The sequence below is a fragment of the Streptomyces sp. NPDC059371 genome (assembly GCF_042751995.1).
Lineage (GTDB): Bacteria > Actinomycetota > Actinomycetes > Streptomycetales > Streptomycetaceae > Streptomyces.
The window spans coordinates 47,528-73,415 of sequence record NZ_JBHYXD010000028.1 but is presented as its reverse complement, the minus strand read 5'-3'; the positions used below and the strand labels follow the sequence as shown (position 1 = coordinate 73,415).

General features: G+C 68.9%; 28 protein-coding genes and 1 pseudogene. 13 read left to right on the top strand and 16 right to left on the bottom strand.

Annotation, left to right across the window (positions count from 1 at the left end; all coding sequences use genetic code 11):
• Positions 1 to 4: 4 nt before the first annotated feature.
• The 5 genes from ACFXGX_RS18460 to ACFXGX_RS18440 all read left to right on the top strand — a co-directional run bounded on the left by ACFXGX_RS18460 (position 5) and on the right by ACFXGX_RS18440 (position 2,566).
• The gene (locus ACFXGX_RS18460) at positions 5 to 343 is read left to right on the top strand and encodes a MerR family transcriptional regulator (RefSeq protein ID WP_384791875.1); all 339 of its coding nucleotides are present in this window, start codon (positions 5 to 7) and stop codon (positions 341 to 343) included.
• A gap of 256 nt (positions 344 to 599) precedes the next feature.
• Entirely contained in the window at positions 600 to 803 is a 204-nt protein-coding gene (locus ACFXGX_RS18455) for a cold-shock protein (RefSeq protein WP_384791872.1), read from the top strand.
• A gap of 349 nt (positions 804 to 1,152) precedes the next feature.
• The gene (locus tag ACFXGX_RS18450) at positions 1,153 to 1,629 is read left to right on the top strand and encodes an ATP-binding protein (protein WP_384791869.1); all 477 of its coding nucleotides are present in this window, start codon (positions 1,153 to 1,155) and stop codon (positions 1,627 to 1,629) included.
• Positions 1,630 to 1,918: 289 nt separating this feature from the next.
• Positions 1,919 to 2,122 carry a helix-turn-helix domain-containing protein gene (locus ACFXGX_RS18445; protein ID WP_384791865.1) on the top strand — a complete coding sequence of 68 codons (204 nt, stop codon included), beginning with the start codon at positions 1,919 to 1,921 and terminating at the stop codon, positions 2,120 to 2,122.
• A 219-nt stretch (positions 2,123 to 2,341) separates the two neighbouring features.
• Entirely contained in the window at positions 2,342 to 2,566 is a 225-nt protein-coding gene (locus ACFXGX_RS18440) for a hypothetical protein (protein ID WP_384791862.1), read from the top strand.
• A gap of 114 nt (positions 2,567 to 2,680) precedes the next feature.
• On the opposite strand, the gene ACFXGX_RS18435 is transcribed toward ACFXGX_RS18440, so the two are convergent.
• The 3 genes from ACFXGX_RS18435 to ACFXGX_RS18425 all read right to left on the bottom strand — a co-directional run bounded on the left by ACFXGX_RS18435 (position 2,681) and on the right by ACFXGX_RS18425 (position 4,640).
• A complete protein-coding gene (locus tag ACFXGX_RS18435; protein WP_384791859.1) occupies positions 2,681 to 3,319 on the bottom strand; it encodes a hypothetical protein in 639 nt (212 codons plus the stop codon).
• 2 nt (positions 3,320 to 3,321) lie between these two features.
• Positions 3,322 to 4,233 (bottom strand): nucleotidyltransferase domain-containing protein, encoded by a 912-nt coding sequence (locus tag ACFXGX_RS18430; RefSeq protein WP_384791856.1) that lies wholly within the window; start codon positions 4,231 to 4,233, stop codon positions 3,322 to 3,324.
• Between the two features lie 230 nt (positions 4,234 to 4,463).
• Positions 4,464 to 4,640, bottom strand: coding sequence for a hypothetical protein (locus ACFXGX_RS18425; RefSeq protein WP_384791853.1), 177 nt, complete (start codon positions 4,638 to 4,640; stop codon positions 4,464 to 4,466).
• Between the two features lie 115 nt (positions 4,641 to 4,755).
• Here ACFXGX_RS18425 and ACFXGX_RS18420 point away from each other — a divergent pair, with 115 nt between their 5' ends.
• The 4 genes from ACFXGX_RS18420 to ACFXGX_RS18405 all read left to right on the top strand — a co-directional run bounded on the left by ACFXGX_RS18420 (position 4,756) and on the right by ACFXGX_RS18405 (position 8,782).
• Positions 4,756 to 5,277, top strand: coding sequence for a hypothetical protein (locus ACFXGX_RS18420; RefSeq protein WP_384791850.1), 522 nt, complete (start codon positions 4,756 to 4,758; stop codon positions 5,275 to 5,277).
• 355 nt (positions 5,278 to 5,632) lie between these two features.
• On the top strand, positions 5,633 to 6,880 hold the full coding sequence (locus ACFXGX_RS18415; RefSeq protein WP_384791847.1) for a hypothetical protein: 1,248 nt from the start codon (positions 5,633 to 5,635) through the stop codon (positions 6,878 to 6,880).
• Between the two features lie 61 nt (positions 6,881 to 6,941).
• Positions 6,942 to 8,228, top strand: coding sequence for a NucA/NucB deoxyribonuclease domain-containing protein (locus tag ACFXGX_RS18410; RefSeq protein WP_384791844.1), 1,287 nt, complete (start codon positions 6,942 to 6,944; stop codon positions 8,226 to 8,228).
• A gap of 20 nt (positions 8,229 to 8,248) precedes the next feature.
• Complete coding sequence (locus ACFXGX_RS18405; protein WP_384791841.1) at positions 8,249 to 8,782, top strand: hypothetical protein; 534 nt, start codon at positions 8,249 to 8,251, stop codon at positions 8,780 to 8,782.
• Between the two features lie 21 nt (positions 8,783 to 8,803).
• On the opposite strand, the pseudogene ACFXGX_RS18400 reads toward ACFXGX_RS18405, so the two are convergent.
• Positions 8,804 to 9,118: pseudogene (locus tag ACFXGX_RS18400) on the bottom strand (transposase); the annotation flags it as partial.
• A gap of 321 nt (positions 9,119 to 9,439) precedes the next feature.
• On the opposite strand from ACFXGX_RS18400, the gene ACFXGX_RS18395 reads away from it, so the two are divergent.
• The gene (locus tag ACFXGX_RS18395) at positions 9,440 to 9,673 is read left to right on the top strand and encodes a hypothetical protein (RefSeq protein WP_384791838.1); all 234 of its coding nucleotides are present in this window, start codon (positions 9,440 to 9,442) and stop codon (positions 9,671 to 9,673) included.
• A 457-nt stretch (positions 9,674 to 10,130) separates the two neighbouring features.
• Here ACFXGX_RS18395 and ACFXGX_RS18390 read toward each other — a convergent pair whose 3' ends face one another.
• The 4 genes from ACFXGX_RS18390 to ACFXGX_RS18375 form a co-directional block, all read right to left on the bottom strand.
• Positions 10,131 to 10,367 (bottom strand): LamG-like jellyroll fold domain-containing protein, encoded by a 237-nt coding sequence (locus tag ACFXGX_RS18390; RefSeq protein WP_384791835.1) that lies wholly within the window; start codon positions 10,365 to 10,367, stop codon positions 10,131 to 10,133.
• A 128-nt stretch (positions 10,368 to 10,495) separates the two neighbouring features.
• Positions 10,496 to 11,911: an extracellular solute-binding protein gene (locus tag ACFXGX_RS18385; protein ID WP_384791832.1), complete on the bottom strand. Its 1,416-nt coding sequence runs from the start codon at positions 11,909 to 11,911 to the stop codon at positions 10,496 to 10,498.
• Positions 11,911 to 14,643: a VWA domain-containing protein gene (locus tag ACFXGX_RS18380; protein ID WP_384791829.1), complete on the bottom strand. Its 2,733-nt coding sequence runs from the start codon at positions 14,641 to 14,643 to the stop codon at positions 11,911 to 11,913. The genes ACFXGX_RS18385 and ACFXGX_RS18380 overlap by 1 nt, the downstream gene beginning before the upstream one ends.
• A 31-nt stretch (positions 14,644 to 14,674) precedes the next feature.
• The gene (locus ACFXGX_RS18375; RefSeq protein ID WP_384791826.1) at positions 14,675 to 15,052 is read right to left on the bottom strand and encodes a hypothetical protein; all 378 of its coding nucleotides are present in this window, start codon (positions 15,050 to 15,052) and stop codon (positions 14,675 to 14,677) included.
• 319 nt (positions 15,053 to 15,371) lie between these two features.
• Between ACFXGX_RS18375 and ACFXGX_RS18370 the strand changes: the two genes are divergently transcribed.
• Positions 15,372 to 15,485, top strand: a complete 114-nt coding sequence (locus ACFXGX_RS18370; protein ID WP_384791823.1) for a DUF6087 family protein — start codon at positions 15,372 to 15,374, stop codon at positions 15,483 to 15,485.
• A gap of 180 nt (positions 15,486 to 15,665) precedes the next feature.
• Here ACFXGX_RS18370 and ACFXGX_RS18365 read toward each other — a convergent pair whose 3' ends face one another.
• The 3 genes from ACFXGX_RS18365 to ACFXGX_RS18355 are packed head-to-tail and all read right to left on the bottom strand — an operon-like array spanning position 15,666 to position 20,787.
• The gene (locus tag ACFXGX_RS18365; protein ID WP_384791820.1) at positions 15,666 to 17,090 is read right to left on the bottom strand and encodes a DUF2637 domain-containing protein; all 1,425 of its coding nucleotides are present in this window, start codon (positions 17,088 to 17,090) and stop codon (positions 15,666 to 15,668) included.
• The gene (locus ACFXGX_RS18360; RefSeq protein WP_384791816.1) at positions 17,087 to 20,395 is read right to left on the bottom strand and encodes a hypothetical protein; all 3,309 of its coding nucleotides are present in this window, start codon (positions 20,393 to 20,395) and stop codon (positions 17,087 to 17,089) included. The genes ACFXGX_RS18365 and ACFXGX_RS18360 overlap by 4 nt, the downstream gene beginning before the upstream one ends.
• Positions 20,395 to 20,787 (bottom strand): pilus assembly protein TadG-related protein, encoded by a 393-nt coding sequence (locus tag ACFXGX_RS18355; RefSeq protein ID WP_384791813.1) that lies wholly within the window; start codon positions 20,785 to 20,787, stop codon positions 20,395 to 20,397. Before ACFXGX_RS18355 ends, ACFXGX_RS18360 begins: the two co-directional genes overlap by 1 nt.
• A gap of 261 nt (positions 20,788 to 21,048) precedes the next feature.
• Here ACFXGX_RS18355 and ACFXGX_RS18350 point away from each other — a divergent pair, with 261 nt between their 5' ends.
• Complete coding sequence (locus ACFXGX_RS18350; RefSeq protein WP_384791810.1) at positions 21,049 to 21,384, top strand: hypothetical protein; 336 nt, start codon at positions 21,049 to 21,051, stop codon at positions 21,382 to 21,384.
• Positions 21,385 to 21,404: 20 nt separating this feature from the next.
• Here the strand turns inward: ACFXGX_RS18350 and ACFXGX_RS18345 are convergent, their stop codons facing one another.
• The 5 genes from ACFXGX_RS18345 to ACFXGX_RS18325 are packed head-to-tail and all read right to left on the bottom strand — an operon-like array spanning position 21,405 to position 24,422.
• Complete coding sequence (locus ACFXGX_RS18345) at positions 21,405 to 21,905, bottom strand: TadE/TadG family type IV pilus assembly protein (protein ID WP_384791807.1); 501 nt, start codon at positions 21,903 to 21,905, stop codon at positions 21,405 to 21,407.
• Entirely contained in the window at positions 21,902 to 22,327 is a 426-nt protein-coding gene (locus ACFXGX_RS18340; protein ID WP_384791804.1) for a TadE family protein, read from the bottom strand. Before ACFXGX_RS18340 ends, ACFXGX_RS18345 begins: the two co-directional genes overlap by 4 nt.
• Positions 22,327 to 22,542 (bottom strand): hypothetical protein, encoded by a 216-nt coding sequence (locus ACFXGX_RS18335; RefSeq protein WP_384791801.1) that lies wholly within the window; start codon positions 22,540 to 22,542, stop codon positions 22,327 to 22,329. The genes ACFXGX_RS18340 and ACFXGX_RS18335 overlap by 1 nt, the downstream gene beginning before the upstream one ends.
• Positions 22,543 to 22,587: 45 nt before the next feature.
• Positions 22,588 to 23,472 (bottom strand): type II secretion system F family protein, encoded by an 885-nt coding sequence (locus tag ACFXGX_RS18330; RefSeq protein WP_384791798.1) that lies wholly within the window; start codon positions 23,470 to 23,472, stop codon positions 22,588 to 22,590.
• Positions 23,469 to 24,422, bottom strand: a complete 954-nt coding sequence (locus tag ACFXGX_RS18325) for a type II secretion system F family protein (protein ID WP_384791795.1) — start codon at positions 24,420 to 24,422, stop codon at positions 23,469 to 23,471. The genes ACFXGX_RS18330 and ACFXGX_RS18325 overlap by 4 nt, the downstream gene beginning before the upstream one ends.
• Positions 24,423 to 24,937: 515 nt before the next feature.
• Here ACFXGX_RS18325 and ACFXGX_RS18320 point away from each other — a divergent pair.
• Positions 24,938 to 25,678 carry an alpha/beta hydrolase gene (locus ACFXGX_RS18320; RefSeq protein WP_384791792.1) on the top strand — a complete coding sequence of 247 codons (741 nt, stop codon included), beginning with the start codon at positions 24,938 to 24,940 and terminating at the stop codon, positions 25,676 to 25,678.
• Positions 25,679 to 25,888: the final 210 nt, after the last annotated feature.

Here is a 25,888-nt window from a genome sequence, read left to right as displayed (position 1 = left end):
GCAAGTGACAGCAGACGACTCGTTCGGCCGTCTCGATGACGACGACTACCCCGCCTTCACGATGGGCCGGGCCGCCGAGGTGCTCGGCACCACGCAGGGCTTCTTGCGCGCGATCGGTGAAGCCCGCCTGATCACTCCGCTGCGCTCCGCGGGCGGACACCGCCGCTACTCCCGCTACCAGCTGCGCATCGCCGCCCGCGCCCGGGAACTCGTCGACCAGGGCACCCCGATCGAGGCCGCCTGCCGCATCATCATCCTCGAAGACCAGCTCGAAGAAGCGCAGCGCATCAACGCCGAACACCGGCTCACCGCCGAATTGTCAGATCCAGCGGCTGCAGCGTGAGATAAATGTGCCCGCCGCACCGGCGGGCACCATAGCCCGCTCTGGGTCTCGGGGTCTTGGGGTGCGGCGTGATCATTTCCTCTGGTGACGGGGCGTGTGGGCGTGTAGCGTTTGCGTCAGCTGTCGTGGTTCGGAAGTTCCCTTTGCCCACGCCTTTGGTGTGGGCGTTTTGCTGTGCTGTGCCGCAGGGACCAGGGCGATCACCTCCGCCTTCCCCATTCAGTGGGAGGCGTTCATCGACTGGAAGGCATGAGACATGGCTACGGGAACTGTGAAGTGGTTCAACGCGGAGAAGGGCTTCGGCTTCATCGCCCAGGACGGCGGCGGCCCGGATGTCTTCGCGCACTACTCCGCGATCAACTCCTCGGGCTTCCGTGAGCTCCAGGAGGGCCAGATCGTGACGTTCGACGTCGCCCAGGGCCAGAAGGGTCCGCAGGCCGAGAACATCAGCCCCGCCTGACGGTACCCGCCGGCGGGTATCGCGCTCGGCTGCCCGGCAACCTGTACCGCCCGACATGGCCAACGGACGTCTGTACTTGTCCGGCGCGTCGGCAGGATGCCAGAGGCGCGGTCGGGGCCGCGCAGCAGATGCGCGGCCCTGGCTCGTGTATCGAGTCCGGCGTCTCGGTTCTCTGATCCACGCAACGGGTCGACGCGGTACGCAGGCTCCGCACCATCGACTGTTCTTTAGTCGGTCTGGGCTGATATGTCGCGCCTACCGGATGTGCGGCGATCTTGCCTGGATGGAGTTGGGGCTTTGGGGTAGCTGAGGTGGGTAAGTCCCTGTGCTTCGGAAGTAAGGCGAATCCGTGGATTCTGCTGCCCAAAATGAGGGCCCGGGGCCGCTCTGGGATGCTCCGATAGCTGTCTCCGCCGCGTTCGAGGGCAGTGCCGAGATAGCCGAGGCCCGTGACATGGCCCGTGACTTCCTTACGTCGCTTCAGGCTGTGCATGGGCTGCCGGTGTCGGCGCGTGCGATGGGCATGGTGCAGCTGGTGGTGAGTGAGCTGGTGACCAATGCCCGCAAATACGCCCCCGGCCCCCGTCTGCTGACGCTTCAGGTCGAGGATGGTGCCGTTCAGGTGAGTGTGTGGGACAGCAGCATCACGCTGCCGTCGGTGCTGGCAGCGGACCCGGAGCGGATCGGTCAGCACGGCCTGGAGCTCGTGATGGCGGTGTGTCAGACCTTCTGCGTCCTGCGGGAGCCGGTGGGCAAGCGGATCACCGCGGCCGTCGCACTCGCCGACGACCCGGACGGCGACGCAGTCGGCCACCAGGCCTTGTGAGGCTGCCAGGCCCAGGCCCTGGGTGGTCTTTGCCGGGCGAGCCAGGCGGCACCTAAACGCGAGCAGCACGGCGAGCCGGGCTGAGCCTGGCAGCGTGGGCACAGACGGCGCTCGACATCTGTCGGCGCCGCCTGAAGCAGAACATTCCGGTCGCCCGCCCTGAACCGGCGGCGTCACGCCGGGGCCGGCGCGAAGTTGCCATCACCGCCCGAAGTCGCCGATCCGCCGCACGCCACCAGACCTGTGCGGGACGATCCATCTTCCTGAACGCGGCGAAGGAGCAAAGCTCATGGACAAGGGCAGGAAGATCACCGGCGAAGCGCGCGGCGAGCTCGCCGCCGACCTGAGGAAGGCGTACGAGAGCGGGGCGTCCATCCGTACGCTCGCGGAACGCACCGGGCGTTCGTACGGATTCATCCACCGCCTCCTCGCGGAGGCGGGCACCATTCTCCGCGGCAGGGGCGGAGACACCCGCAGCAGGCTCGTCGTGTGAGGACTGGCTTTGTAGGCGACTACCGAGATCAGGCATAAATTCCGCATCGGACAACCCACCTCGTGAAAGCGCGAGGCCAGGGCCCGGACAGACGCCGTCGGCCCGGGACCATAAGATGCCGCGCTCGGTGATGGGATTGTGCGTGCGCGACATCGTCTAAGGCTGGGTGTCGTCCTGGGCTGGTTCGCCTCATGGATCGATGGGGAGCAGGCTGGAAGGGTGAGCGGAGCGCCGATCGTCGTGCATCGGGCGTCAGGTACGGGCGGCCGGAGAGTCATTGTGCACAGCCACGGCCGGGACCAGATTCTTGGTATCGCCTACAGCGACCACGATCTCGTCGTCTTTCTCGAAAGCGCCGGCGTCGCGGAGCCCGAGGCTGTCCTGGACGATCCGCTATGGGTGGAGTGGCGCGACGGACCCCCGCACGACTTCGATGCCGCCTGAACCGGCAGGCAGGGCGCCGGGGCCCCCGAGGCGCAACGCGCACTCGGGGGCCCCGTTGCATCAGCTTGCCGGTTGACCATAGACGTTCGGCAAGGGCCCGCTTCGTGCTGTTCTTCAGTTGCTGGTGGGCGCCGGGTCGGCGGCCCGAGCTTCGGCGAAGGTGCCGTAGTCGGTGGATCGGTTGAGCAGGGTGAAGTCCATGTCGCCAGCGGTGAACCGGCTGGTGTAGTAGTGCCCGGTCGCGGCCTTGGGCTGGAGGCCGGTGACCGCGATCCGGCAGGCCCCTTCGTGCCGCGGGCTTCGAGGCTGGTGTTCCACGCGGGGCGTGTTGTCGTACAGGAATCCGATCTCGGCAGTTCCCGAGTTCTCGGGGGCGCCGATGGTGGCGTTGCTCGACCGCGAGGTGCTCTCTTTCGTGCGGAGCGTGGCGTGCAGGCTCCAGAAGGTCTGCTCGATCGTCATGTACGTGGTGATCGGCCCCCGGTTTCCTCCCTCCGGGATGTGGCTCTCCGGGCTCGGGACAAGCACTACCCGCCAGGTGCCCGTGACCCAGGCACGGCCGGTGAAGCGGTGGATGACGGGCCAGCGCCAGGCCCACTTGTCGAACACGACGGTGCCGTAGCCCACGAGGGCCGGGATGTACGCGAAGAGGTACCGGAACTCGGACGGGTACAGGCCCAGGACGACGAGGATGCCTGTGTAGAGGGTGGCGGCGATGGTGGCGCCGGTGCGGATGGTGGTCGCGGTGTTCATCGTCAGCCCTCGTAGTTGAGGTAGTACCACGCGCGCTTGATCAGCTCGCGCGCGTCCTTCTCGGTCCACTTCTGGCCCTCGCCGAACACCTTCTTGATCCCGTTCGGCTCCACCATGCGCAGATAGCTGAACCAGGCTCCCGTGAGCTGCCCGTAGACCTGCCGCAGGCTCTCGCGGACCACAGCGTCCAGGCTGCCATCGAGGCGCAAGACGTCGTCCGGGACGTTGTAGATCAGGCACTCGGAGAAGTACGACGGAAGGGCCTTGATCACGCCCTCGGAGGCGAGGTCGTTCTCGACGTTCTTCAGCACCCGCACCACGAACTTGTACCGGTACTTGGTGTTGGTGTTCTTCGTACGGCCGTTGACCATCTGGAGCTCGGGCCAGTTGATGACACGCTCGCCGTTGCGCCCGTAGACGACGCTGCCCACGTATTCGCCGCCGGGAACCGTAGTGTCGTAGGCCACCCATTTGAAGCACGGCACCACGTCGATGCTGGGACGGCTGCCCACAACCTCCGGAACGTACACGGCGAGGTTCTGGTCCGTGTCTACCGAGCCGAAGTGGTTGGTGAGCGCCTCCTCCACCTCCCGGCGAAGCTTCTGCCGAGTCCACGGCCCCGCGTAGCCGGCCGGCTGCCCAAACCACCAAGCCGGCAGCCCCTCCGTATGGAAGGGGTCGTTGAGCTTCACCATGATGTCGACGTCGCTGTCACCACGGACGTTGGTGTTGTTGGCGTACGAGCCCTTCGACGCCACCGTGATGTCGAGCCCCTGGAACGGCTCATGTCGGAGCACTGCCTGTTTCACCATGCGCTCGGCGCGCTCCAGCCGGAGCTGTTCAGAAGCACCCGGAGGGTTCTTCCATTTGTTGATCAAAGCGATCCGCTGTTCATACGTCAGCTGTCGTGCCATGAACGCCTCCATGCTCCGGCGCGCCCGCGCCGGCCAACAGCGTACGAGCGGGCACTGACAGCGACGCACCGATAAATCCGCATCGGCGCTGGGGCCAGATGCGGCCAGGGCGGGGAGCTTGCCGCGGTGCCAGGGGAGAGCGGCTGGGGCACGATGTCGGCGGCCTCTGGCAGCGAAGAGACCCCGGGCCGCCCAGCGCCCCAGGGTTCTGCCGCCGCTCTCACAGCCGCTCACCACTCGTCGGGTGCGCTGCCCACCCACGCGATCGGCCGGCCCTCACTGTTGCGGCCCCAGTGCGGTTCCTCCATCGAGGTCTCGTAACCGCCGGGCAGGACGCAGATCCGCCCCCAGCGGCCATGCTTGCCCGCACAGAGCCCGGCGAGCCCGTCCGCGTCGCCCTCCGCCACGGCCTGGTCGTAGCGGTCCTGGAACGCCTGGAGACGGACGCACAGCTCGCGCGACTACGGTGTCCACTGCATCGGCCTGCTCGCCGCCCTCCCGCCCGCCACGGTGCAGCGCCTGTTGGGAGGCAGGGCCGGACGGCAGGCCGCCGACCGGCCCGGTGGCATCGACCCCCGCTCCGTCACGCCGCGCGCCTTGCCCGCCACCGCGAGCGTCCACCGCACCTTCCCCCGGCACATCCTGGACGGCGCTACCGTCCGCGCCGCCCTCCTCGACGCGGTCGTCACCCTCGCCCTCCGGCTGCGCCGCCGCGACCAGGCCGCCCGCGGCCTGACCCTGCGCTTCGCTGGCGGCACCAGCTGGGACAAGACACGCCGCCTCGCCGAGGCGTCCGCGCACGACGACGACCTGCGCACGGCCGCCTACCGGCTCATCGACGCGGCCGGCCTGCAACGCGGCCGGATCACCGGCATCACCCTGAAAGCCGAAGACCTCATCGACGCCGGTCAGGTCGCCGAACAGATCAGTCTCGACCACGCGCGCGAGGCCCGCCTGGTCGCCGAAGAAGTCAGCGACCGCATCCGTGCCAAATTCGGACCCGACGTGATCCGCCCCGCCACCACCCTGCCGCGCGTCTCCTGATCCCCGGACTCATGCCCCGAGCCGCGGCTGCGCCGCGAACACATCCTGGAGGTCGGGCAGAGCCCCAGCCGGCCCTGCTTCCGGCGAACCGCCGCTGCGGCACGCACGCATTCTCTGCCTGCCGCAGCGGAACACTTGGTGCGCGGGACGTGAGATAGAGGATGAGGTTGCTCTCTGGGCTGTCATTTTTGATGTGACGTCACTCATGGCTCGGTTCGAGTCAACTTGCTTTCCGAACAGGCGAGTTACGAATATTCGACTATAGGTTCCCTTGTGACCATTCTTGATCGTTCCAGGGGGAATCTTGTCGCGTTCACACGCGAGGAAACTGGCTCTGGCGTGCGCCGGTGCCACCATGCTCACTGTTCTCGGGGGCGCTGCGCCGGCCAGTGCCAGCGCGCCCAATCAAGCCTGCAGTCTTCTCTACAGCGCCCGCATCACGTTCTGGGCAATGACCTGTAGCGAACCGGGGGAGCCGATGATCGGCGGGTTCGCCACCTGGCGGAACGTGCCGATCACGTTCGATCACGCGGACACCGGCTCTGCGACCGTGCAGGCATCGAATTACCTGCGGGTCACGCCGAACACCTCGAGCAGCCCGGACGGGCCCAACATCGAGCTCGGCCTCTACGCGCAGAAGACGGGGAGGACTACCAACAGCTACGGACCGCGCTGGACGGAGCTGACCAACAGCGGCGGACGCACCAAGGCCATCACGGCCGGAGTCGATCCGAACAAGCCGAACAAGCGCAACCACACCTACATGACCGTACGTCAGGACCACGGCAACCAGTGGGACGTGCTGTACGACTTCAACAAGGTCGGTTCCACCACCGGCCAGCTCAAGGTGCTGGGCGGCGCGACCAACCGGATCGACGCCGGGCTCGAGGTCACCGGCCCCCAGTACATCGACGTTCCGCCGATCTCGAACCGCATGCAGTACATGACCGGGAACAAGGTGTGGGAAAGAGTGGCCACGCGCAACGTGGCCAAGTCCGTCACCCTCCCCGCGTGCAGCTCGAGCAGCAGGCCGCCCAACTGCTTCACCACCAAACTGACCGACGGCACGAACTTCACCCAGTGGACGCTGAGCAAGCCTCGCCAGCACGCCGTCGCTCTTGCTACAGCGGCAGTCGCGGACGCCAGCCTGCCCGCCACCTTCAACGGCGTCGACCAACAAGCCCTGCAGTCCTGCATGGACAACGACCCCGATACCTGTCTGACCTCCGTACCCGGCCTGTCCGAGTGCGTCACCACCGCACGGATCTGCAATGCCGCCGCCCTGCAGCACGACGATGCTGCAGATGACACACCGACCGATGTGGACGTTACGGCCGCCGGCATCCGAGACCAGGCGGCCGCTGCCTTCGACGTCCCCGCCGCCGATCTCACCGTTGCCCCGCCGGTCCCGCCGGCCGGACCCCGGATCAGCCGTTCTGAGGGCGACGGCAGCAGCGATGGCGCCTGGGCAGTGACCTCGACGCACTCCACCCCCGGCCTGCACCACACCGACCAGCGCTTCGACGGCTTCACCGCCCGCTACTCCGCACGCACCGGCACTCTGCTGGAGGCCTGCTGGGGTGACCTCTGCGATGCCTCATGAACGCCGCCACCGGCATCCGTGGACATCTCCCCGCCCTCGCCCGCATGCAAGGAGCTCTCAGGTGAACACCCCGATCACTCTGGCCCGCCTGGCCCGCGGCGCTGTCACTGCCACCGCCCTGGCCCTGCTCGCCACGGTCACCACAGGCGCCCACCCCGCCCCGGCCGCGGACGACACCCCACCCGCATCAGTCGGGTTCGTCGACGCTGCCTCCGTTCCCGCAGAACAGCTGCAAGGCTTCGACCAGCTCGTCCCCCTGAAGGACTACCTGCACACGCACGGCTCCAGCCTCGCCCGGAAGGCCGCCGACGCCCCGGCTCCCCCCGACCCGGACCCGGACCTGAAGCAGCAGTGCGCAAGCCACGCCGCCCAGGCCAAAGCCACCGCAGGCTGGATCAAATCCCGCTTCGAAAGCTGCCAGAAACGCCCCTACGACCTACTCCTGCGCGACTTCAGAGGCACCACCAGCCTCGGCCGTCTCAAATTCGACCAGTGGATCCTCGGCTTCTCCTACGACGGCAGCCGCCGCGTCGACTACGTCGCCAGCATCGAGAACATATGGGTCCAGCCCATCCCCACCGAAGACGCCACGAAATGGCGCGTCGGCCAGCACTTCCGCCAGAGCATCAACGCCTCCTCCAGCGACCCGAACCCCCAGGTGACCGAGCCGCAGACCAAGGAACGCGACGAACTGCTCGGCGAGTGGGACCGTACCCCCCAGTGGGCACTCACCTACACCTCACCCGACAGGGGACCTCTGTTCGACCAGGGCAACCAGCAGCGCGTGTACTCCACCGTCGTCATGGACCTGACCGCCGGCTCGCCCAATACGGCCCCCTACAGCGACGGCATCGACAACTACCACTCCAGCGTCCGCTACGACTACGCCGGCAAACCGGCAGGCAAGTACAAGGGCACCGTCTTCACCGCCGCCCGCGTAGAACTGGTCATGAGCCAGAAAGATCCCAAGGCCAAGGAGAGCGCCCTCCACATCTACGATGCCCTGAACCAACCCGAGCGGACCTTCCCCTCCTGGCCCGGCAAGACGGTGCCAGGGGCGAAAGAACCTCTGCACCGGATCATTGATCCGGACAAGATCGAGGCCAACCGCAAGAAATCCATCCAGGAATGCAAGAAGGTCTGGGGGGACTACACCGGCAGCGGCCTGGAGTGCGACGAGTACCCCTTCGCCTCCACCGAGGAAGGCTCCACCAAAGGCGACGACCGCTTCTCCGTCCGGTTGATCGACGGCCCGGACAACCGCAAGGGCGGGGAGTACCTCAACGCGGTGTACACACTCAACCGGGTGCTGAACGGTGACCCCTTCTACGTGAAGATCACGAACTAGCTGAAAGGCTCCGACCGGCCATGGCGCTTCTCGCCGAACACAACGTCACCGCAACCCCCGGCCGCCGCGTCCTGGAGGTCTACGACGCGGATGCCTTCCTCGGCGACGAAGCCGCCCTGGACGCCGCCGAGGTACAGGTGGTGGCAGGGAACGGCTACCACCTGTACCTCCTCAGCCTGCAACCCGACATGCCTGTCCAGATCACCATCCGCATCTGGGACACCCCACCTGAGCCGCCGACCGACGCCGAAGGTCACGTCGGCATCAGCCTCGAGTCCGAAACGGGCATCCTGGTAATCGGCCAGCTCGACCGCGGCCCCGCCCCCGACGACATTGTCCTTCCCCGCCCAGGCGTCTACGAGGGCCACGCCTGGTGGACCAACCGGCAGGCAGCAGGCGCCTACTACGACACCACCCTCTCCCAGCTCCCCGACGACGCCCCCGACACGTGGCTCACCGAAGCCTGGAACAACTGCCCCGTCACCGAGCGGTACGTCTTGGACCTTGCCTACACCCGAGAACCCAAACCCGATGACGACGACGACTGGGCTTAGAGGTTGTTTTCTCCCGTTGTTTCATCCCGGAATCTGCCGTTTGGTGTGCGGTGTCGGGTCGCGCCAGGAGATGGTGTTCTCGCCGGTGAGGCGGCGGGCCATGAGGTCGGTCATGGCGAGGTGGATCATGGCTTCGGAGTGGGTGGGCAGGGTTTCGTAGTCGCGGGCCAGGCGGCGGTGGAGCATGAGCCAGCCGTAGGTCCGCTCGACCGCCCACCGTTTCGGGATAGGAGTGAATCCCCTGGTCCCGGGCTTGCGTTGAGTGATTTCCATGTCGATGCCGAGGGTGGCTGCATGCTCGACGAGGTGCTGGCGATAGCCGCCGTCGACCCACACCGAGGGCCGAACCGTGGCCGCCCGAGCATGCGCAACCGTTGCTCCTCGCAGTGCGTTTCGGCGGCGTCTCGTTCCGCGGATCATTGACCTTCACCCCCGAGGGCGAGCGGAGAAGGCCGACGATCGGGGATCCCTGTTTGTCGCAGTAGCCGGTCCGGCGGCGAGCGCAGGTCACCCACATGGGGATTTCCAGGACAGCTGACCAGCCCCCGCATGATTCTGGACCTCCAAGAGGTACAGGACGCGGATCCAGGCCCGCGCCCGGTCCCGCAGCCGAGCCGGGCGCAGGTGCCTCGCCTCGCGGCTGAGCACGGTGAAGGCGTGGGACTCCAGCGAGCGCCGGTCGTCGCGGCGCCGCCCGCCCCCGTGGGTGCGCGGCCGGGACGCGGTGGCGCGAGCGGTGCGCCGGCGCGCCGCGGCGAGGTCGTCCGCCAAGCCCAAGCTCTCGCGGGCGGCGACGGCCTCGGCAGTGCCGGCCAGCGCGGTGGACTCGGCCGGGGCGAGGCAGTCGTAGAGGGCCTCCAGTTCGGGGTCGGTGAAGTGGGCACGCGTTGACGGTGGCGCCGGAGGCGTCCTGGAGATCGACGGTCACCCGGTAGTCGCCGAGTTCGGCCAGGTGCACCGGCGCCCGCCAGACTCCGGATCGGGGGTCCTCCCCGGAGTACTGGGTGAAGTCCTCTGTCGATCCGGCTTCTTGAGTCCCCTCCGGTGCGTTCAGCGGGTAGAAGTGGGCCGTGATGTGCGTGAGCGGGCTGTCGGAGTGCGCCGTCACGAAGAGCAGGCCCGGCTCGTCCCAGCCGTCGGCGTCAGACAGGACGGGACCGCCGGTGGTGCCGTCCGCGTGGGCGGGGGAGGTTCCCGTGAACAGGGATGCGGACAGGGCGGTCGCCGTGGCCGCGGCCAGGAAGGTGCTGCGTCTCATGATGGATTCCAAGTGGTGGGTGCGAGCGAGGGTGCCCGCCCGCACCCGAGGTCTCCAGGTGCGGGCGGGGTGCTGAGTGACGGCCTGGTGTCAGTCGAGCTGAGTCACCTTGGGCAGGTCACCGCTCGACGCGGCGTCTGCAGGGGGCAGGGCAGTGGGGTAGATACGGATGTCGCTAACCGCGCCGTTGGTGAATTCGCCGTAGGTGCCGGAGGCGAGCTTGCGGCCGATCTGGAGGGGACCAGTCGCGTTCCAGGGGGTGTAGGTCCAGTCCCTGGTGGCCACGCGTTTGCCGTCGACACCGGCTCCAGCAGGCGTGCGTGACAATTGTCGGGGCGAGTTCGAACGTCTGTGTCCGCAGTCAGAGTTGCGGTCCTTGCCGGGCCGTAGACACCTGGAACCTCAAGTCGAAGTCTTCAGGTGTCCACGATCAACGGGAAGCTTCAGTGCGGGGCTCAGCTGGCGGGCAGGACATGGCGGAGTGACTTGTCTAGATCCTTTGCCAGTTCGCTGTCGCTCGGCGGGTCGTTGGTGAAGAGCTTGCCGAGCTCGGTGGCGAAGGTCTGGGTGAACGCTCCGTAGAGCGGGGTGCGCGGTCGGGACACGGCGTCGGTGAGTGCCGGGAGAAGGATGTCAGGGGCGTACCGGGGCCGTCCGCGGGTGTCGCGTGGCATCCGGTCGGTGCTCTCGCCCGCCGGCGAGGGGGATGCGGTGGCGCTCGCGGCCGCGGAGGGCGTCTCGGAGCGGCAGGTGACGTCGTCGTTCAGGTAGGCGGACGTGCGTGTGGCGGCGAACCCCGCGTCGAGCAGACACCGTTCGCTCTCTGCGCTGGTCAGGAACCCGATCAGGTCACGCGCCCCGGGCTGCTGCCCGGACGACCGGGTCAGCGCGAGGTTCTGCCCGCCGAGTACCGCCTTGCCGGGCAGCGGCGCCACGCCCAGCTGCGTGCCGCCCAGGGACTGATGCAGGGTGCGGTAGGCGTACGGCCAGTGGCGCAGGAACGCCGTCCGGCCGTTCGTGAAGTCGGTGAGCGACTCGTCCTCGTCGGAGTGGAGGGCGTCCTTGAGGAGGTACGGGCCTTGGGTGCGGCCGCGTAGTTCGGCGAGGCCGTTCTCCAGGCCCTGCACCGAGGCGGTGTAGCGGCCCTGGTCGTCGGTGAGGGTGACGGCGTCCTGGGCGGACGCGAATGCTTCCACACCGTTGACCGTGCGGCCCTCGTACGCGCCGAACTGTGCGGTCCAGCCCTTCTCGTAGCCTCTCGGCCTGTCCTTGCCGCTCGACTCGTCGAGCGTGTCGATCAGCTCCTTCAGCTTCGCCCAGTCCAGGCCCTTGCTCAGGTCGGTGTTCTGGACTCCCGCCTTCTTCAGGTAGTCGGTGCGGTAGTAGAGCAGCCCGACATCGCTGTTGAACGGGATCGCGTAGACCTCGCCGTTCCACCGGGCGGTGGCGGCCACCGACGGGATGACGTCCGCGTCCACCATGCCTGTGGGCAGCGGGCGGATCAGCCCCGCCTCGGCGAACTCCGGTACCCATGTGACGTCGAGGTTGATGACGTCGTACTGCGCGCTGTCGGACTGCAGCCCCCCGAGGAGCTGGCTGCGCTGTTGGTCCGCCGAGCCCGGAAGTTCCACGAGGCGGGCGTGGCGGCCCGTGCGCAGCCGGTCCTGTCGCGCGTTCCACGTATCGATGAGCTGTTGGCGGACGCCGCCCTTGCCCGTGACGTCCCGCCCGCTGGCCACGACGATGTCCCCGGAGCTGTCGGGAACGGCCGTGGTACCGGACGACGCGGGGGCGCTGTCGCCGGTGCAGGCGGTGCACGCCGTGAGCAGCACGGCCAGTACCCAACGCAGGGCCGGTGTCCGCGATCGCATCACTCGTCCCCCGTTCCGGTTCGGGCAACCTCGTCCCGCAGGCCCGCTACGAGGTCGCCCTTGGTGTCCAGGCAGCGTCCGCCGCTCGCTTCGGAGATGCGCGCGTCCGGCTTGCCTCGGTCGCAACCGCCGCTGTCCAGGGCTGCCATGAGCACCGGAATCCCCGTTCTCTTCACCGAGTCGGAGAGAACATCCAGTCCTTTGCCGGTGAAATGATTGTTGTCCTCGTCGTCGGTGATGTACACGATCAGCTGAGGGTGCTCGTCGTCCTTGCTCCGCCCGGCCATGAACTTCAGGGCGGCCCTCAGCGTGCCGTCCGGGTCGGATTCGGCGTCGCGGACCGCTGCCTTCTCGTCGATCGTCTTCTCGGCGTCCGCCCGCCGGTGGCGGCCGAAGGGCAGCAGCACGCCCGACGTTCGGCCGTCGCCTGAGGTCACGGACCAGACGCCGTACTCGTCCTGGTCGCCGAGGCCTGCGAGCGACTGTTTGAGGATGCCGGGGGCACCTCCCGGCCCCTCCCAGAGATCACCCATCGAACCGGAGCTGTCGAGCAGGAACAGAACCTGGCCGGGGCCGTTGGCGTTCCGGTAGTTCCGCAGGGCTGAGGCCATCGTGTGGGCATCGGCGGGGCCGGGCAGCCGTCCGGGGTGGGCGAGGGTCCCGGTGTCTGTTTCGGGCGTGGCAAGGAAGTCATGAGCGCCTGAAACCCTGCGGAAGCCGTCTTCGCCGAAGATGTCCAGACCGCCGGCGGGCTTCCCGGTCGTGCCGCCGCCTCGAGTGAGCCAGACCTGGAAGCGTTGGACGGCCTCGTCGCGAGCCGCCCGGTCGCGGTCGGCGTCCTGCCAGCGCACGCGGACGAAGGTGGGGTCGAGGGCCGGCACGTCCGTGGGGTACTCGGCCATCCGCCGGCTGCGCGTCGTGCGGTCGCAGTCGACACCGCTGACCATCAGGAACTCGGGGACGAGAGCGGCGGTGCGGCTGTCGGTCCTGCTGTCGTCCGGCAGCGTGCACAGCAGATCGGAGCCCGTGAGCGAGGGCGGTCCCAACTGCGCCACGCTTGCTTCGGCTTCACTCACCCCGCTCGTGCCGGTGCCGTACAGGCCGATGGTCGCCAGCAGCGCGGAATCCGTGTACTCGGGGTCCGGGCGCCGCACGTCGGCGCCTTTCCGCTGTCGGGTGAGAAGCTCCCTGAGTGTGGTGAGCGGATTTCCCGTCCGGTCGACCACCGAGGCCTCGGCGATGTTCTGCGGCACGGACAGCACCATCGGGGAATAGGCGAATGGGCTGCCAGGTTCCAGCGCCAGGTACTTGCGGGGCGGCTCCACCGGTTGTGCCCGGGCCACGCTCCCGGAGGAGGCCGGAATCCAGATGTCCGGCTGCGGGCCGATGTCGCGCTGGGGGTCGAGGTCGTCGCTGACAGGGCGCTGCCAGGGGTCGGACTGGTCGTGGAAGCCCGCCACGGCCTGTGCCGATCCCGCGCTGTACACCGTGATGCCGCTGCGCCGGCAGCCAAAGGGTGTGGTGTTCGGTGTGGACGTCAGGTAAGCGTCCGCGGCCTTGCGCACGGTGGATTCGATGTCAGGATCGGTGAGCAGCCGCAGTTCGAGGGGCGGGCCGCAGGGCGACTGGTCGGAGCCGGTGCCGGCCAGGGCCAGGTAGCCGCCGATGCCCGCGGCTGTGACGAGGGCCGCGGCGACCGCCGCGTGGCCGGGCTTGCACCGCAGCCACATCAGCACCCGGGCGGCGGCCGCCGGCGCGGCCAGGGCCCAGGAACGAAGCCGGGTGAACAGGTTGTGCCACCAGGGCAGTCCACCGGTGCCTCCGCTCACCTCCGCCGGTTGGTCTGGTTGCCGAGGCCGCCCGGGCTGTGGCGAACCGGACCACTGATCCCGGTCGCCGCCAGACTCCGCAGACCTGTCGGCTGCCGTCTTCGAGGCATCCCGCGGCGGTGTCACGCAAGCCGGCGCAGGCTGCGGGACCGTAGCCGAGGGAGCGGTCGGTTCCCCGCGGGAGGGGCCGGCGAGGAGGAGGTCGGTGTCGCCCCAACGCTGCGGCTCCCACGGCTCGTTGCGCAGGGTCCGGTGGTGGGTGCGCATGTGTGCTTTGAGAGCCTCCGACAGATCGTGGAACGACAAGTCGGTGTCCCGCTTGTCGATGCCCTCTTCCAGCAGCCGCGCAAGCCGGGCCGTGAACGGCGTGGGCGTCCTGTCGTTGCCCGTGTCGATCCGGTTGTTCGCCTGCACGCTCATCAGCACGGAGAAGCGACGCCGGTCGGCGAGCGCCTCACACACCTGGGCGGCGTTGCCCGCGTTGCAGCAGTCGAGGACGATGACTACGTGCCGGGCCCGGCTGGTGGCGAGCACGGTCAGCACGCTGGAAAAGGGGTCGGCGCCCGGGAAGACAGCTCGGCTGCCCGGTACGACGCGCGCGTTTCGCATCTGCAGCCAGAGTTCGTCGCCCGCGCTGGGCACGGCCCCGTGACCCGCGAAATAGAAGAGGAGCAGTCCTTCGGCCTCGTCGGCGGCAGTGCGCAGCGACTCGCTGAACGAGTCCAGGTACGGCGACCGGGAGACGACGATCTCTCCCTTGCGGAAGACGCCGCTGTGCAGCAACGCCTCCTCCAGGACAGGGAGGTTGTATGCCACGGCAGCGAGGGCGCCGGGGACTCCGTGCGGGTCGTTCGGCCGCGTGGAGTCGTACGCGGACACGCCGATCAGCAGTGCCCGGTTCACCTCTCCACGCGGGTCGAAGCGAAGCACCGGTCTACGTCTCGTCGAGGTTCACCGGGTCGACGTCGTAGTCGGGCGGATCGCCGCTCTCCACGGAACGGCGGTTTTCGTACCAGGCTTTGACGCCTCTTCCCACCTGCCTCAGCACAGTGTCGAACAAGGTCTGCGCGGCCGCCCCGGAGAGCAGCATGAGGATCTCGATGCCGGCGCCCATGGGCGTGCCGTGTTCGTCTGCGCCCTGCTCGTCGGTTCCGGCGCTCTCCTGGATCCGCAGATCCCCGTTTCGGACCAGGTCCTCCAGCGGCTTCTCTCGCTCCAGCCACTTCTTCAGAGCGCCGATGTCGCTCTGATTCGCGGTGGCGTCCAGCCGGACCCGGATCGCACGGGTGGGCACATCCTCCCCCTCAGTCATAACTCATCATCATGGCACGGCTGTTGGAGCCGAGGGAGGGGTGTGCGGGGAACGTGCCAGTCTCCAATGCGGGCCGCGGCTCGCAGGACCCGGTCACCGTCGTCGACATCGCGAGGCGCTCGGCTACGGCTCGGCTGCCGCGCTATAACACCTTGACCGCGACGGGGACGGGGAAGCGGCCGCACTCTGCGACCCGGGCCGCGCCTTTGCGGCCTACGCCGACTCGGCCACCGCTCTGGACGCCTGGCCGACGGCGGCCGTCGCGGTCCGCGACCATCGGGACGGCTGCATACCCGGCCAGGGCCCTGGTGGCGCTCACGTGAATCCCGACGCACCGCGCGCCATCGAACGGTGGAATGGACACTCCTGGGAGCCTTACGGTTTCGTGGCGAACTTGAACCGAAGCGAAGCACGTCCTGTACCCGGGCGCTAGTGAAGACCCGGAGCCGCCCAAAGGCCTGGCACCCAAGCTCCTCGGCAGCGGAAAGGGCAGGCATCGCAAGCCGGGACCTCCGCGGTAGGTGATCCGGACGGCCCCGCACAGGCTCTGCTCTCGATCCCGGTCGATCTAACGCAGCCCGTCAGCTGGGAAGCAGGCTTTGACGTGGCCGGACTACATGTCGCCGGAACGGGCGATGGCGCGCCAGCGGCGCTCGAAGTCGTCGGCCTGCTTGGCGATGTCCTCGCCAGTAATGGGTCGGTTGTATTGAGCGGTGATTCCCCGATCGGCGCAGATCTGAGCCACAGCGTGCGGTGAGGGATCGGTGCTCTCGAACCGGTGATCTGCCCAGATCTGGTAGATGCGGAAGTGGAGGAAGTACCGGCGCAGCGTGGAGGGGCTGACGGGGCTGCCGCCGCGGCCTGTTATGCCCTCGCTGGCGAGGTGCGCGGAGAGCTCCTTGCCGGAGGGCTGTTCGCCGTGCAGGCCCTGGTAGTTCCTCCAGGCGAGGTAGTACCGGTCAACCACGGAGAGACCACGGTCACTTCTCGTCTCTGGCTCCTGCTGTTCTTCGATGTCCGCGTTCACTCGCCTGTTGCGCGCTCCCTTGGCTGGGTGCGCTCTCGCGTCTGGGGGTGCTGCCGGGACGCGGCCGTGATCTAAGCCGTCTTTGGGATGGGTGGCGTCTGCCGACGTTTCGCCGACGGCTGGCTCTCCATCGCTGAAGTCGTCAGGCTGGGTACTTGCCGCGGCCCGTACGTCCTCTGCGGCGGGGAGTTCACCAGCTGCAGTAATAGTGCTGTCGCGCGCGAAGACGTAGTGAGGCAGGGCGACCGCGTTCGGAATCTTGTCGTCCGTGAACTCGTCGATGCCAGCCGCGGCGAGACCGGCGGGGGCCGTCTCCGCGAGGGGGACGCCGTAGCGGGCCAGTCGCAGCGGCATCAGCGACTCGACCGGGGCCTTGCGGCGCCAGGCACGGCCGAAGCGGGAGTGCAGACGGGCCTGGTAGACCAGACGGTCCTGCTCCAGCTTGATGACGTGCTCGTAGGAGCGAAGCTCCCACAGCTTCATCCGGCGCCAGAGCAGGAAGGTGGGGATGGGGGAGAGCAGCCAGCGGGCGGGTCGGACTCCTTCCATGTGCTTGTCGGCCGTGATGTCGGCTATGCGGCCGATCGCGTGGCGGGCCGCCTCGACCGAGACCACGAACAGCACCGGGATGACCGCGTGCATGCCCACGCCCAGCGGGTCCGGCCAGGCCGCGGCGCCGTTGAACGCGATCGTCGCCATCGTCAGCAGCCAGGCCGTCTGGCGCAGCATCGGGAACGGTATGCGGATCCAGGTCAGCAGCAGGTCGAGGGCGAGCAGGACGCCGATACCCGCGTCGATGCCGATCGGGAAGACGTAACTGAAGTTCCCGAACCCCTTCTGGAGCGCCAGCTCACGGACCGCCGCGTACGAACCGGCGAAGCCGATTCCGGCGATGATGAGCGCACCGGCGACGACCACGCCGATCAGGAGTTTGTGCGGCCGGCCGAGCCTGATAGGGGAGACCGTTCCCGTGCTCCTACGCTGCCGGTCCTTCCCGGCGGCCGCAGTCATAAGGCCGACTCCTCTTCGTTCCTGCGGTGCAGGAGATCGTTGATGAGCTGCTCTGTTTCGGTCTCCAGGCAGCAGTCGAGGGCCGCGTTGACCTGTTGGATGCGGGCGATGGCGGTGTGCAGGCCGCCCCGGTTCCCGGCCGCCGATTCGAGGACCATCAGGTCCCGGTAGAGCAGTTCTGCCGTCTCGTCGACATCGAGCCCCGTCGCGATGGCTGTCCGCGCGGCACCGAGATCGCGATACGGGCCTTTCGCGGTGCGCAGAGTGGCCACCGTGTGGGCGACGTCGACGATCCGGGTGATCATTTCCTGCTGGTACGGCTGTGCCCATGCCGGTGCCCGTGTACCGAAGGGCCGGCCGCGCACGAGGGACAAGGCCTTCTCCAAATCGGGCAGTCCCTCTGGCCCGTGGGGGAGTGCGCGTTCGGCAAGCTGGAGGAAACGGGTCCAGTCGCAGCGCATACCGCCGGCCAGTCGGTAGGGGGTGTCGCCGTTGTGGCGGCGCGGCACGTACGGGTCGCCGTTCGGGTCGTTGCCCAGCGCCCGCCGCAGGCCCTGGAGGCGGGCGTTGAGGGTGGCGGGTGACCAGGGGCTGACGGGGTCCATGTCGGCGCACAGCACGTCGGCTGTGCGGGCGGGCCGGAAGTAGAGCAGGGCGGCGAGCTGGGCGGAGCGCGGTCCGTGGCCGGTGTGGGCGACCCCGTCCACTTCCACCGGCCCCAGCACCCGGATCTCCGGCCCGGAAGGACTATGCACGGCCTCTCCACCGTCCGTGCCTGCGGCTGGCGCCGGGGCGTGGGGTTGTGTCCCAGTCGCGTTGGTGTCTCGCTCGCCCCCGCTCTCTCCGTTGTCCCCCTGCCGGGTTGTGACGCTGGTGGGAGCGGTGGACCGTGGGGGCAGCAGGGTCAGGGCAGCGGGATCGGCGGAAGCCTGCAGCAGCGCCGGGAACACGGCATCGTCCGCGTCCGAGCCGGCCGGTGCCGAGCCGTTCCGCCTCGTTGAGAAGGCCACGCTGTTGTCGCCGGACGGTTCCTTGTGCCCGTCAGCTGCGGTCTGCTTTTTGAGGTCGGGTTCGCCGGGGACGTGCTGCCAGGCGCCCTGTGCCTGGTCGGCGGGCTGAGCGGAGACCGCGAGAGCGGTGATGATCTGCTGGTAGGCGGCGTGTTCCAGGCGCTGCACCAGGATGTCGGTGCCGAGCGGGTCGAAGCGCTGCGGTGTCTGCGCGGAGACGGCGAGGCTGTCCGCCTCGGGAAAGTGGCCTGCAGTGGTGCCGGCCGGGGCGATCAGCGTGACGGGGATGGGCAGGTTCATGCCGAGAATGTCGGCGAACTGCCAGGCCGTGTCGTCGTCCAGGGCGCTCGCACAGAGCACCACATACGGGTGGTGGGCGGTCTCGGGCATCTGGTGGACCTCCAGCAGCCGCTCGGTCAGATCGCGCAGGGCGTGCGCCGCCTGGCGCATGTGCGCGATCCGGGAGTTCGGCAGCAGGGTCGGCAGGTCCTCGCCGAATCCGACGGCCACGATCTCGACATCCTGGGCCCACGGACTCATGCCCAGTTCCAGGGCCAGCGACGTGCACACCTCATTGACGTGCACCGGGTCTCCGTCCAGCAGCAGGGCGGGCAGCCGGGCGAGATTGGCGAGGACGAGGTCACCGGAATCGCTGTTGCCCAACGTAACCAGGGCCGGGCACGGAGCGGGAACCGTGCGGGCCTCGTCCTCGGCCAGAAGTTCGGCGTCGGTATCGAGTTGCCACCATCCGGCTGCTCCCGTGGTGAACGGGGCCTGTGGCGCAGCTGCGAGGTCATCGGGCAGCACGTGCACCGTGCGGGCATCGAGCCGTGCTCCCCGCAGCGCAGGCACCTCCTGGCCATCCCGGTTCGCACTGTGGGCCATCGTGCGCAGCACCACGTCCAGGCGGACCGTGCCCAAAGGTTCAGCGGCCGCCGCAAGTTGCGCCTCGGCGGGCGCGGTCTCCTGCGCGATGGCGATCGTCTCGCCCGGGTTGCGGCGCCTGCGCTGCAGCGTCCTGCGCAGCGCGAGGGCTGCGGTGACGGCGGCCGCCAGCAGCGCACCGGCTCCGAGAACGGTACGCAGATTCAACACGCCACTGCCCGGGGCTGATTCAGTGGTGTCGGGTGACGCGGAGGGTGGTGCCGGCTGTTCAGGGATGGCGCTGCTGGGCGGCGGTGTGCTCGGGGCGGACGAGTCGGTCTCGGGCGCGGTTGTGGGTGGGGCGCTGTGGCCCGGTGTCGCGGACGGAGCGTCGTCGCCGTCCTGACCTGTGCCGGTGGGCGGCTTGCTGCCGGTGTGATCGCTGCCCGGGCGGTCCGTTGACGGGCCGCTGGGGCGAGGGCGGGTACCGGGCACGGTGACCTGTTGCCCGGGATAGATCAGGTCGGGATCCGTGATGGCCGGCAGTCCGTCCGGCTGTGGCTTGCCGCGGCTGCCTTTGAACAGGCGGGGCCACGCGGTGCCGTTGTCGAGCTCGGCTTCGGCGATCGCCGAGAGGGAGTCACCGGAGTGGACCGTGACGACGTGCTCGCCCTTCTCGACGCTCACGGCCCCGCGTCCCTCGGTCTGCGCCTGCAGGCCTTGGCGCTCTGACTGCTCCGGCATGGCCAGCTTCCAGCCCGGCTGCAGGAAGCTGCTGGATGTGAAGACGTGCCCGCCGAGCATGGTGTGTCCCTCGTTGAGGTCGGCGATTTCCCTCCATCGTTCGCCGCCGCCCAACTCCCGTTCCGCGATGCTCCACAGGCTTTCCGCCGGCTGGCTCTCGCGCACCGTGTACGACGAACTCCCGCCTGCGGCAGCAGCCTGCACGTCCTGGCCTGCTTGCGAGGTTGTCGGGCCGGGGGAGGCTTGGCCGGGGGTGAGGGTGGCACCGGCGGTCGTTGTCGCGGCCTGCGCATCGGAGGCCAGGGCCGAACTGGCGGGCAGCAGGACCAGAATGCTGCCGATCAAGAGCGCCGCGGCACGCTGCGAGGCGCCCAGCCCGCGCGGGGCGTGCCACCGGCGGCCCCGCAGCTGTGCGACCAGCTCCCGCACCGTGCAGAAGGTGAACTGCGCCCACCCGATCCAGCCGATGGTGACCAGTACGAGCAGGAACACGCCTCCGGTGTCCTGCCGGTCCAAGAGGTGCGCCAGGTCGTCGTGGCCGGCCGCCCAGATGACGGGAGTGGCCCAGGCCAGCAGCAGCGGCAGAGCGCCGACCATAGTGGTCAGAACGAGCAGGCTGAGCACGGCCTTGCCCACACGGGCCGGGACGCCGCCGGCCGGCCGGGTGGGAGTGGAGGTGGCAGGCATCAGTTTCCTTCGGGTGCGGTGACGCCGTGCAGGAGAGTGGCGCTGGCATGGCCGGTCACCGGCAGTGAGCCGATTCCGACGGCCGACAGGAACGCCGTGTCGCTGGAGCCGTTCACGGTGACGGTGACGCTCTTGCCGTCTGCGGACACGGTGACGGTGCCGGCGGCGCCGACGGAGCGCAGGTAGGCCTGGGCGGCAGCAGCCGCATCCTGCGGGTCCACGGTGATCGCCTTGCCGGTGACGGCCTGGGCCGGGTCGATGGCCTGTCCGCCGGACCGGGCGGCCTCACCCGCCACGTAGTCGGCGCGCTCGGTGGCGGCCATCTTGGCCCCGCCGTCGACGGCGATGCCGATGATGCCGATCAACGCGATCACGCACACCGCAACGAACACCGTGACGCCACCGCGGTCATCAGCATGTGCCTTCCGCAGAGAGCCACCCCAGCGGCGTGGCCAGGATCCGGCTCGCTGAGGGGCAGGCCAACGTGTCCCCGCAACCTCACGGCCGTGCTCACCAGCCGCACCGCAGGCCACTGCGCCCTGTGCCCGGACAACAGCGAACTGGGCCCTTGCACCCGGGCGGCCGTCAACACAATCCATCGGCACGGCTGACAAGTGACGATGATCCCCCGCAAAGCCGCGGACAATGACGTCATGACGCGCTGGTTCCGCAGCCACTGGGCCGAGGAAGACACCTGGTTCTACTGCGAGGTCGATGACGAAGGACGGGTCACCCGCCAGGCCGAACTCCAAGGACCTCTCCAAAGGCCCGTCGCCGCAGCCTCCTTGGCCGAATGGGAAGCAGCCCAGCAGGCCGGCACCCTCGCCGACTACGAAGCGGCATTCGGCGCCACGGCCGAAGTGCCGGTGCAGGAATGGGAAGCACACGAGCCACAGGAGTTGACTGCCGCCGAATTCGAGACGGTCTGGCGCACGGCGCGGGCAACCTGCCGGGCAAGAGCCCGAGCACGCTCGACGCACGAGACGTGACACCAGACATCCTCGCGCGCTCACAGCCCACCGCCCCTATGCCGGCTCGAACCCCAGGACATCTCAGACGCCGCGGCCCCAAGATCCCTCTGCCGGTACATGTCGACGACGGACGTTGCCGTGGACGTCAGTGTCCGAACCCCGGGAGCTCCCGGTAACAAGAGATCGGACAGCCTGACGGTGCAGGTCACACTCACCGTGACGGTCCCGACCTGGCCGACCGGCACGCCGAGGCCGCCCGTGTTGACGTGGACGGTGGTGGAGGCGCAGGCGATGCCCTGGTCGGCCAGGGACTCGGCGGCCGCCGTACGGGCAGCGGCCTGTGCGGAGGCTGCGGTGCGGTGGATGGATGCCTCCCGCGCCGCGTCCTCGGCAGCGGCATCGATCTTCGCCCCGGAGATGACGATCCGCCCGCCGGCGATCGCCAGACACAGGAACATGATCAGTGACGGGACGACGATGGCAGCCTCGATCGCGGCACTGCCCGCATCACCCGCCGCTCGCCTTCGCCTACCGCTCATCGCCCCGGGACCGTCCACTGCTCCACCGCTCCGGACGCCGACTGGCGCACCTGCAGGCCGGCCACACCCGGAATCATCGACAGGGCGGTACCCGCCACCTCGATCCGCACCCGCTGGCCGTCGCTGCTCGCGCGCACGCTGTAGCCGCTGAGGCTGTCGCCCGCGGTCCGCTCCAGCACGTCCCGGGCCCGGGCCACACCGTCGCCGGGGCTCGCTTGGTAGGTGCGGGCCGCGGTGGCCCCCTCGCGGGCGGCGGTCACAGCGATCTGCCGGGCGTAGTACCACAGGGACGCCTGGATGACCGCGATCGTGGCGAGCAGCACGAGAGGGAAGACGATCGCCATCTGGATCGATGTGTCACCGCGGTCATTGCTCCAACGCCGCCCCTGCCACCAGCCGTTCACTGTCTGGGAGGGGGACATCACAAGCCGGAGAGCTTGCCGTTGTACTTGGAGATCACCACGGCGATGGTTCCGGCGATCAGCACGGCGCCGGTGACCGCAGCCACCCAGATGATCACGGTTGTGGTGCTGATGTCCCCGCGGTCCGGTCGGCGCCGGGCATCGTCCAAGCCCTGCTGCAGGCGTGCGGTCAGCCAACCGGCCGCACGATAGGTACGGGCTGCGGTGTACCTCATGTTCTGTGCCTCCCTTGGGCGTTGAGATAAGTCGAAGTGGTCTTCTCAGACGGTCAACATGCGGATCACCGCGGGGAACGCCATCAGCAGCATCACCAGAACGGCGAGCAGGGCGCCCGGGGCGGTCATCTTCTCGCTGGCAGCGTTCGCCTCCGCCGCCTGACCAGCGAGCAGTTCGGCATTCAGCGCGGCCGTGCGGGCACGCAGCGCCTTGTAGACGGCGGCCCCGTCGGTCGCCGAGCCCCGCATGATGTCCGCGACATCGCCCAGGACCGGCAGCTCATACTCCGCCGCGAGCTCGGTGAGCGCCTGATACGGCGGGATCTTCTCCAGCCGGGCCCGGCGCAACGCGCCCTGCAAGAACAGGAACGGCCAGCCGCGGCCGACCGCGGCAGCCCTCTCCAGGGCTTCGGCCGGGCCAGCGTCGGCGGCCCGTTTCAATGCGACCAGATCCAGGTAGGCGGACAGGGCGTGCGCGAACTCCTCGCGTGCCCGCCTGGCCTGGTCGCGCACCGCAAGGTCCGGAGTGATGAACAGCAGCCCCGCAACCAGCAGGCCGATACCGGCAGGCACATAGAACGGCAGACCCACCCCGGCGATGACCCACGGAATCGTCGCGATCACCGGGCCCAGCAGCCCCAGGCCCGCGAAGGCCACCTTCTTGAGCATGAACTGGCCCGAGCCCTGCCCGAGCAGCGCCAGGTTGATGGCAGGCACCCGCACGCCCGGCAGCCGATGCAGACGGGCCAGCAACCACCGCCCCCACACCTCGTCCCGGTCCAGATCAGGCTCGGGCATGGTCAAGGACGCTGGGGCACTGCGTGCGAGAGCGGGCGCCAGAGCAGGCTGGGGGCGCAGGAGTTCACGCACCAGCAGCGCCAGGCCAGCGCCCACCGTGCCTCCGGATGCCACCACGGGAAACAGATTCACGGCGTGACTCCTTCAGGCAGTTGGCCCGGCTCGAGCGGATCGGCCGGCCCCGGTGCAGCAGTGGGAAGCCGGACGGTGCTGGCTGGGTCGGTGACCAGGAAGCGCGGGATGCGGCGGAAGTGGCCCAGCTGCCGCATCAGCGCGAGCACCCCGATGAAGCCGGCCGTCAGGAACGCCAGGACCAGTTGCCCGAGCAGGGTGGAGTACGGCCTGGTGTACGACGGGACGAAGAACCCGGCGACGACCACACCCACCGTGATGACCGTCATCCATCGCACCGTGGTCCGCGGCTTGGCCCGGTCCGCCTCGATGGCCCGCTTCTTCGCGACCTCCTCACGAACCGTGCCGGACAGGTCCTCCAGCGCCTGCGCCAGACCCGGGCCCCGGTCACCCGCTGACAAAATGAGCGCGGCCACCACCTTGTCCGCGGTGACATCGTCCAGTTCATCGGCGAACGCCCGCAGCGCCGCCTCCGGCCGCCACCCCAGACGCAGCCGGTCGGACAGGTTGACGATCTGCGAAGCGAGTTCCTCCGGCGCTCCCTGGCGGCTGGTCATCATCGCCTGCTCCAGCCCCATGCCCAGCCGGAGCAGACCGGCCAGCCGCTGCGTCCACTCACCGAGCCCCTCCAGCGCACCGATGCGCTCCTGCGCCGCCTGCGCCGGACTGATCAGCCAGGGAACGCCGATGACGGCCGCGCCCAGCAGCAGGCCGCCGACGAAATTCCCCGTAGCCAGCCAGACGGCCACGAAGACCACGACGGCCGCAACCATGAGGGTCCGCTGCCGCAGCCGGGCTTCCTCGCTTCGGTTCTTCGCGCTGCGCAGGGCCTGCCAGTGCCGTCGCAGCGGGGCCTGCCGCGGCGCGGCAGTGCCTACGACACCAACCACGACGCCGATCAACCCGCCGGCAACCGCCATGCCGCTCAACAGCGCGCACAACAAGGTCATCGATCCGCCCCGCCTCTTTGATCACGAGCCAACCCCGGCCACGTGCCGGGCCGCGACACCCCATACGGGACGCCACCTTCAACGGCGCTGCCGCCCGCGATGTTGACGACTTGGCCATCCCGCTCTGGCGGACTGGCTATGTGAACGAGAACCGACAGCACCGGTACATGAGATGGGCAGGCGTCGACGGCACCTCGTGCGCGCGGTTCATGAGAAACGCCATCGCCACCCCGGCACGCCCCGCCGTCGCAGGGCCTCACCCCGACAAACCGCGACGAGGCCCCAAAGAGTTCTGCGCGGTGTTGAGACTCCTCGGCATTGGCCACGGACCTCGCGCACGAACCCGTTTGGCGTACCACCCCGACCCTTGCTACGTTTCCGCAAGCCGTGCGAGAGATTGAGGAGGTGGTACCCGTGAACGCAGTATCAACATGGGTGCTCCCCTCCGGGGTCACGGTCGGGCGATAGGTCGTCGTCCGGGAGCGCCATTCAGTGCACTCCCGAAAGGCACGACCATGCATTTCACTTCTGAGCAGCGCCTCGACGACGGTGTCCTCGAGCGCGAATTCACCCTCGGCGAGATCCCCGGCATCCTGTGGACGCCCGCATCCGCCTCTGCCTCCGCACCGGTGCCGCTGATCCTGCTCGGCCACCCCCCGCTCGGACTGCGCAAGATGTACCCCCGGCTGGCGGGGCGAGCCCGGCAGGCTGCGGCGGACGGCTTCGCCGCTGCCACCATCGAGCTCCCCGGCAGCGGTGACCGGCCCCGTTGGGCCGCGGCCGACCAAGCCCGCGCCCACCTGCGCAGGGCCATGGAAGCCGACGAGCCGGTCGGCGACGAAATCATCGACGCCCTCATCCTCCCGCTCGTCGAAAAGGCGGTCCCGGAATGGCAGGCCGCCCTGGACGCCCTCCTCTTGCTCCCCGAGATCGGCGGCCCGGTCGGGTACTCGGGCGGAGTGATCTCCATCGGCGTCCGCCTTGCGGCAATCGAGCCGCGCATCGTGGCCGCCACTCTCTTCGCCGGGAGTTTCGTGCCTCGCGCCATCGTCGAGGAGGCCCGCCAAGTCACCATTCCGCTGCACGTCCTGCTGCAGTGGGACGACGAAGGCAACGACCGACAGGCAGCCCTCGACCTGTTCGACGCCTTCGGCTCCAAGGAAAAATCCCTGCACGCCAATATGGGCGGGCACACCGGCGTCCCGCAGTTCGCGGGGGACGCCGCAGCCCAGTTCTTCACCCGCCACCTGACGTGAAGCCGGGCCGTTCGGCCACCAACAGACGGTAAACCGCACTGACCAGGATGCTCCTCGCCGGGGTAAAGCCCCAGCGCCCCTCTGCTGCCTGTCCCGTGGGGGGCCGCCCCCCCCCCCCCCGGCGCCCCCCCCCCCCCCCCCCCACACCCACGAGCACAGACCCACCCCCGACCGCCCCCCCCCCCCCCCCACCCACACACCCACCCGCCC

What these genes read in the sequence shown, in the direction of transcription:
- ACFXGX_RS18455 (WP_384791872.1), top strand. Translation starts at nt 600, where the DNA reads ATGGCTACGGGAACTGTGAAGTGGTTCAACGCGGAGAAGGGCTTCGGC.
- ACFXGX_RS18445 (WP_384791865.1), top strand. Translation starts at nt 1,919, where the DNA reads ATGGACAAGGGCAGGAAGATCACCGGCGAAGCGCGCGGCGAGCTCGCC.
- ACFXGX_RS18435 (WP_384791859.1), bottom strand. Translation starts at nt 3,319, where the DNA reads ATGAACACCGCGACCACCATCCGCACCGGCGCCACCATCGCCGCCACC.
- ACFXGX_RS18430 (WP_384791856.1), bottom strand. Translation starts at nt 4,233, where the DNA reads ATGGCACGACAGCTGACGTATGAACAGCGGATCGCTTTGATCAACAAA.
- ACFXGX_RS18415 (WP_384791847.1), top strand. Translation starts at nt 5,633, where the DNA reads ATGCTCACTGTTCTCGGGGGCGCTGCGCCGGCCAGTGCCAGCGCGCCC.
- ACFXGX_RS18405 (WP_384791841.1), top strand. Translation starts at nt 8,249, where the DNA reads ATGGCGCTTCTCGCCGAACACAACGTCACCGCAACCCCCGGCCGCCGC.
- ACFXGX_RS18385 (WP_384791832.1), bottom strand. Translation starts at nt 11,911, where the DNA reads ATGCGATCGCGGACACCGGCCCTGCGTTGGGTACTGGCCGTGCTGCTC.
- ACFXGX_RS18375 (WP_384791826.1), bottom strand. Translation starts at nt 15,052, where the DNA reads ATGACTGAGGGGGAGGATGTGCCCACCCGTGCGATCCGGGTCCGGCTG.
- ACFXGX_RS18365 (WP_384791820.1), bottom strand. Translation starts at nt 17,090, where the DNA reads ATGACTGCGGCCGCCGGGAAGGACCGGCAGCGTAGGAGCACGGGAACG.
- ACFXGX_RS18360 (WP_384791816.1), bottom strand. Translation starts at nt 20,395, where the DNA reads ATGCCTGCCACCTCCACTCCCACCCGGCCGGCCGGCGGCGTCCCGGCC.
- ACFXGX_RS18350 (WP_384791810.1), top strand. Translation starts at nt 21,049, where the DNA reads ATGACGCGCTGGTTCCGCAGCCACTGGGCCGAGGAAGACACCTGGTTC.
- ACFXGX_RS18345 (WP_384791807.1), bottom strand. Translation starts at nt 21,905, where the DNA reads ATGAGCGGTAGGCGAAGGCGAGCGGCGGGTGATGCGGGCAGTGCCGCG.
- ACFXGX_RS18340 (WP_384791804.1), bottom strand. Translation starts at nt 22,327, where the DNA reads ATGTCCCCCTCCCAGACAGTGAACGGCTGGTGGCAGGGGCGGCGTTGG.
- ACFXGX_RS18335 (WP_384791801.1), bottom strand. Translation starts at nt 22,542, where the DNA reads ATGAGGTACACCGCAGCCCGTACCTATCGTGCGGCCGGTTGGCTGACC.
- ACFXGX_RS18325 (WP_384791795.1), bottom strand. Translation starts at nt 24,422, where the DNA reads ATGACCTTGTTGTGCGCGCTGTTGAGCGGCATGGCGGTTGCCGGCGGG.
- ACFXGX_RS18320 (WP_384791792.1), top strand. Translation starts at nt 24,938, where the DNA reads ATGCATTTCACTTCTGAGCAGCGCCTCGACGACGGTGTCCTCGAGCGC.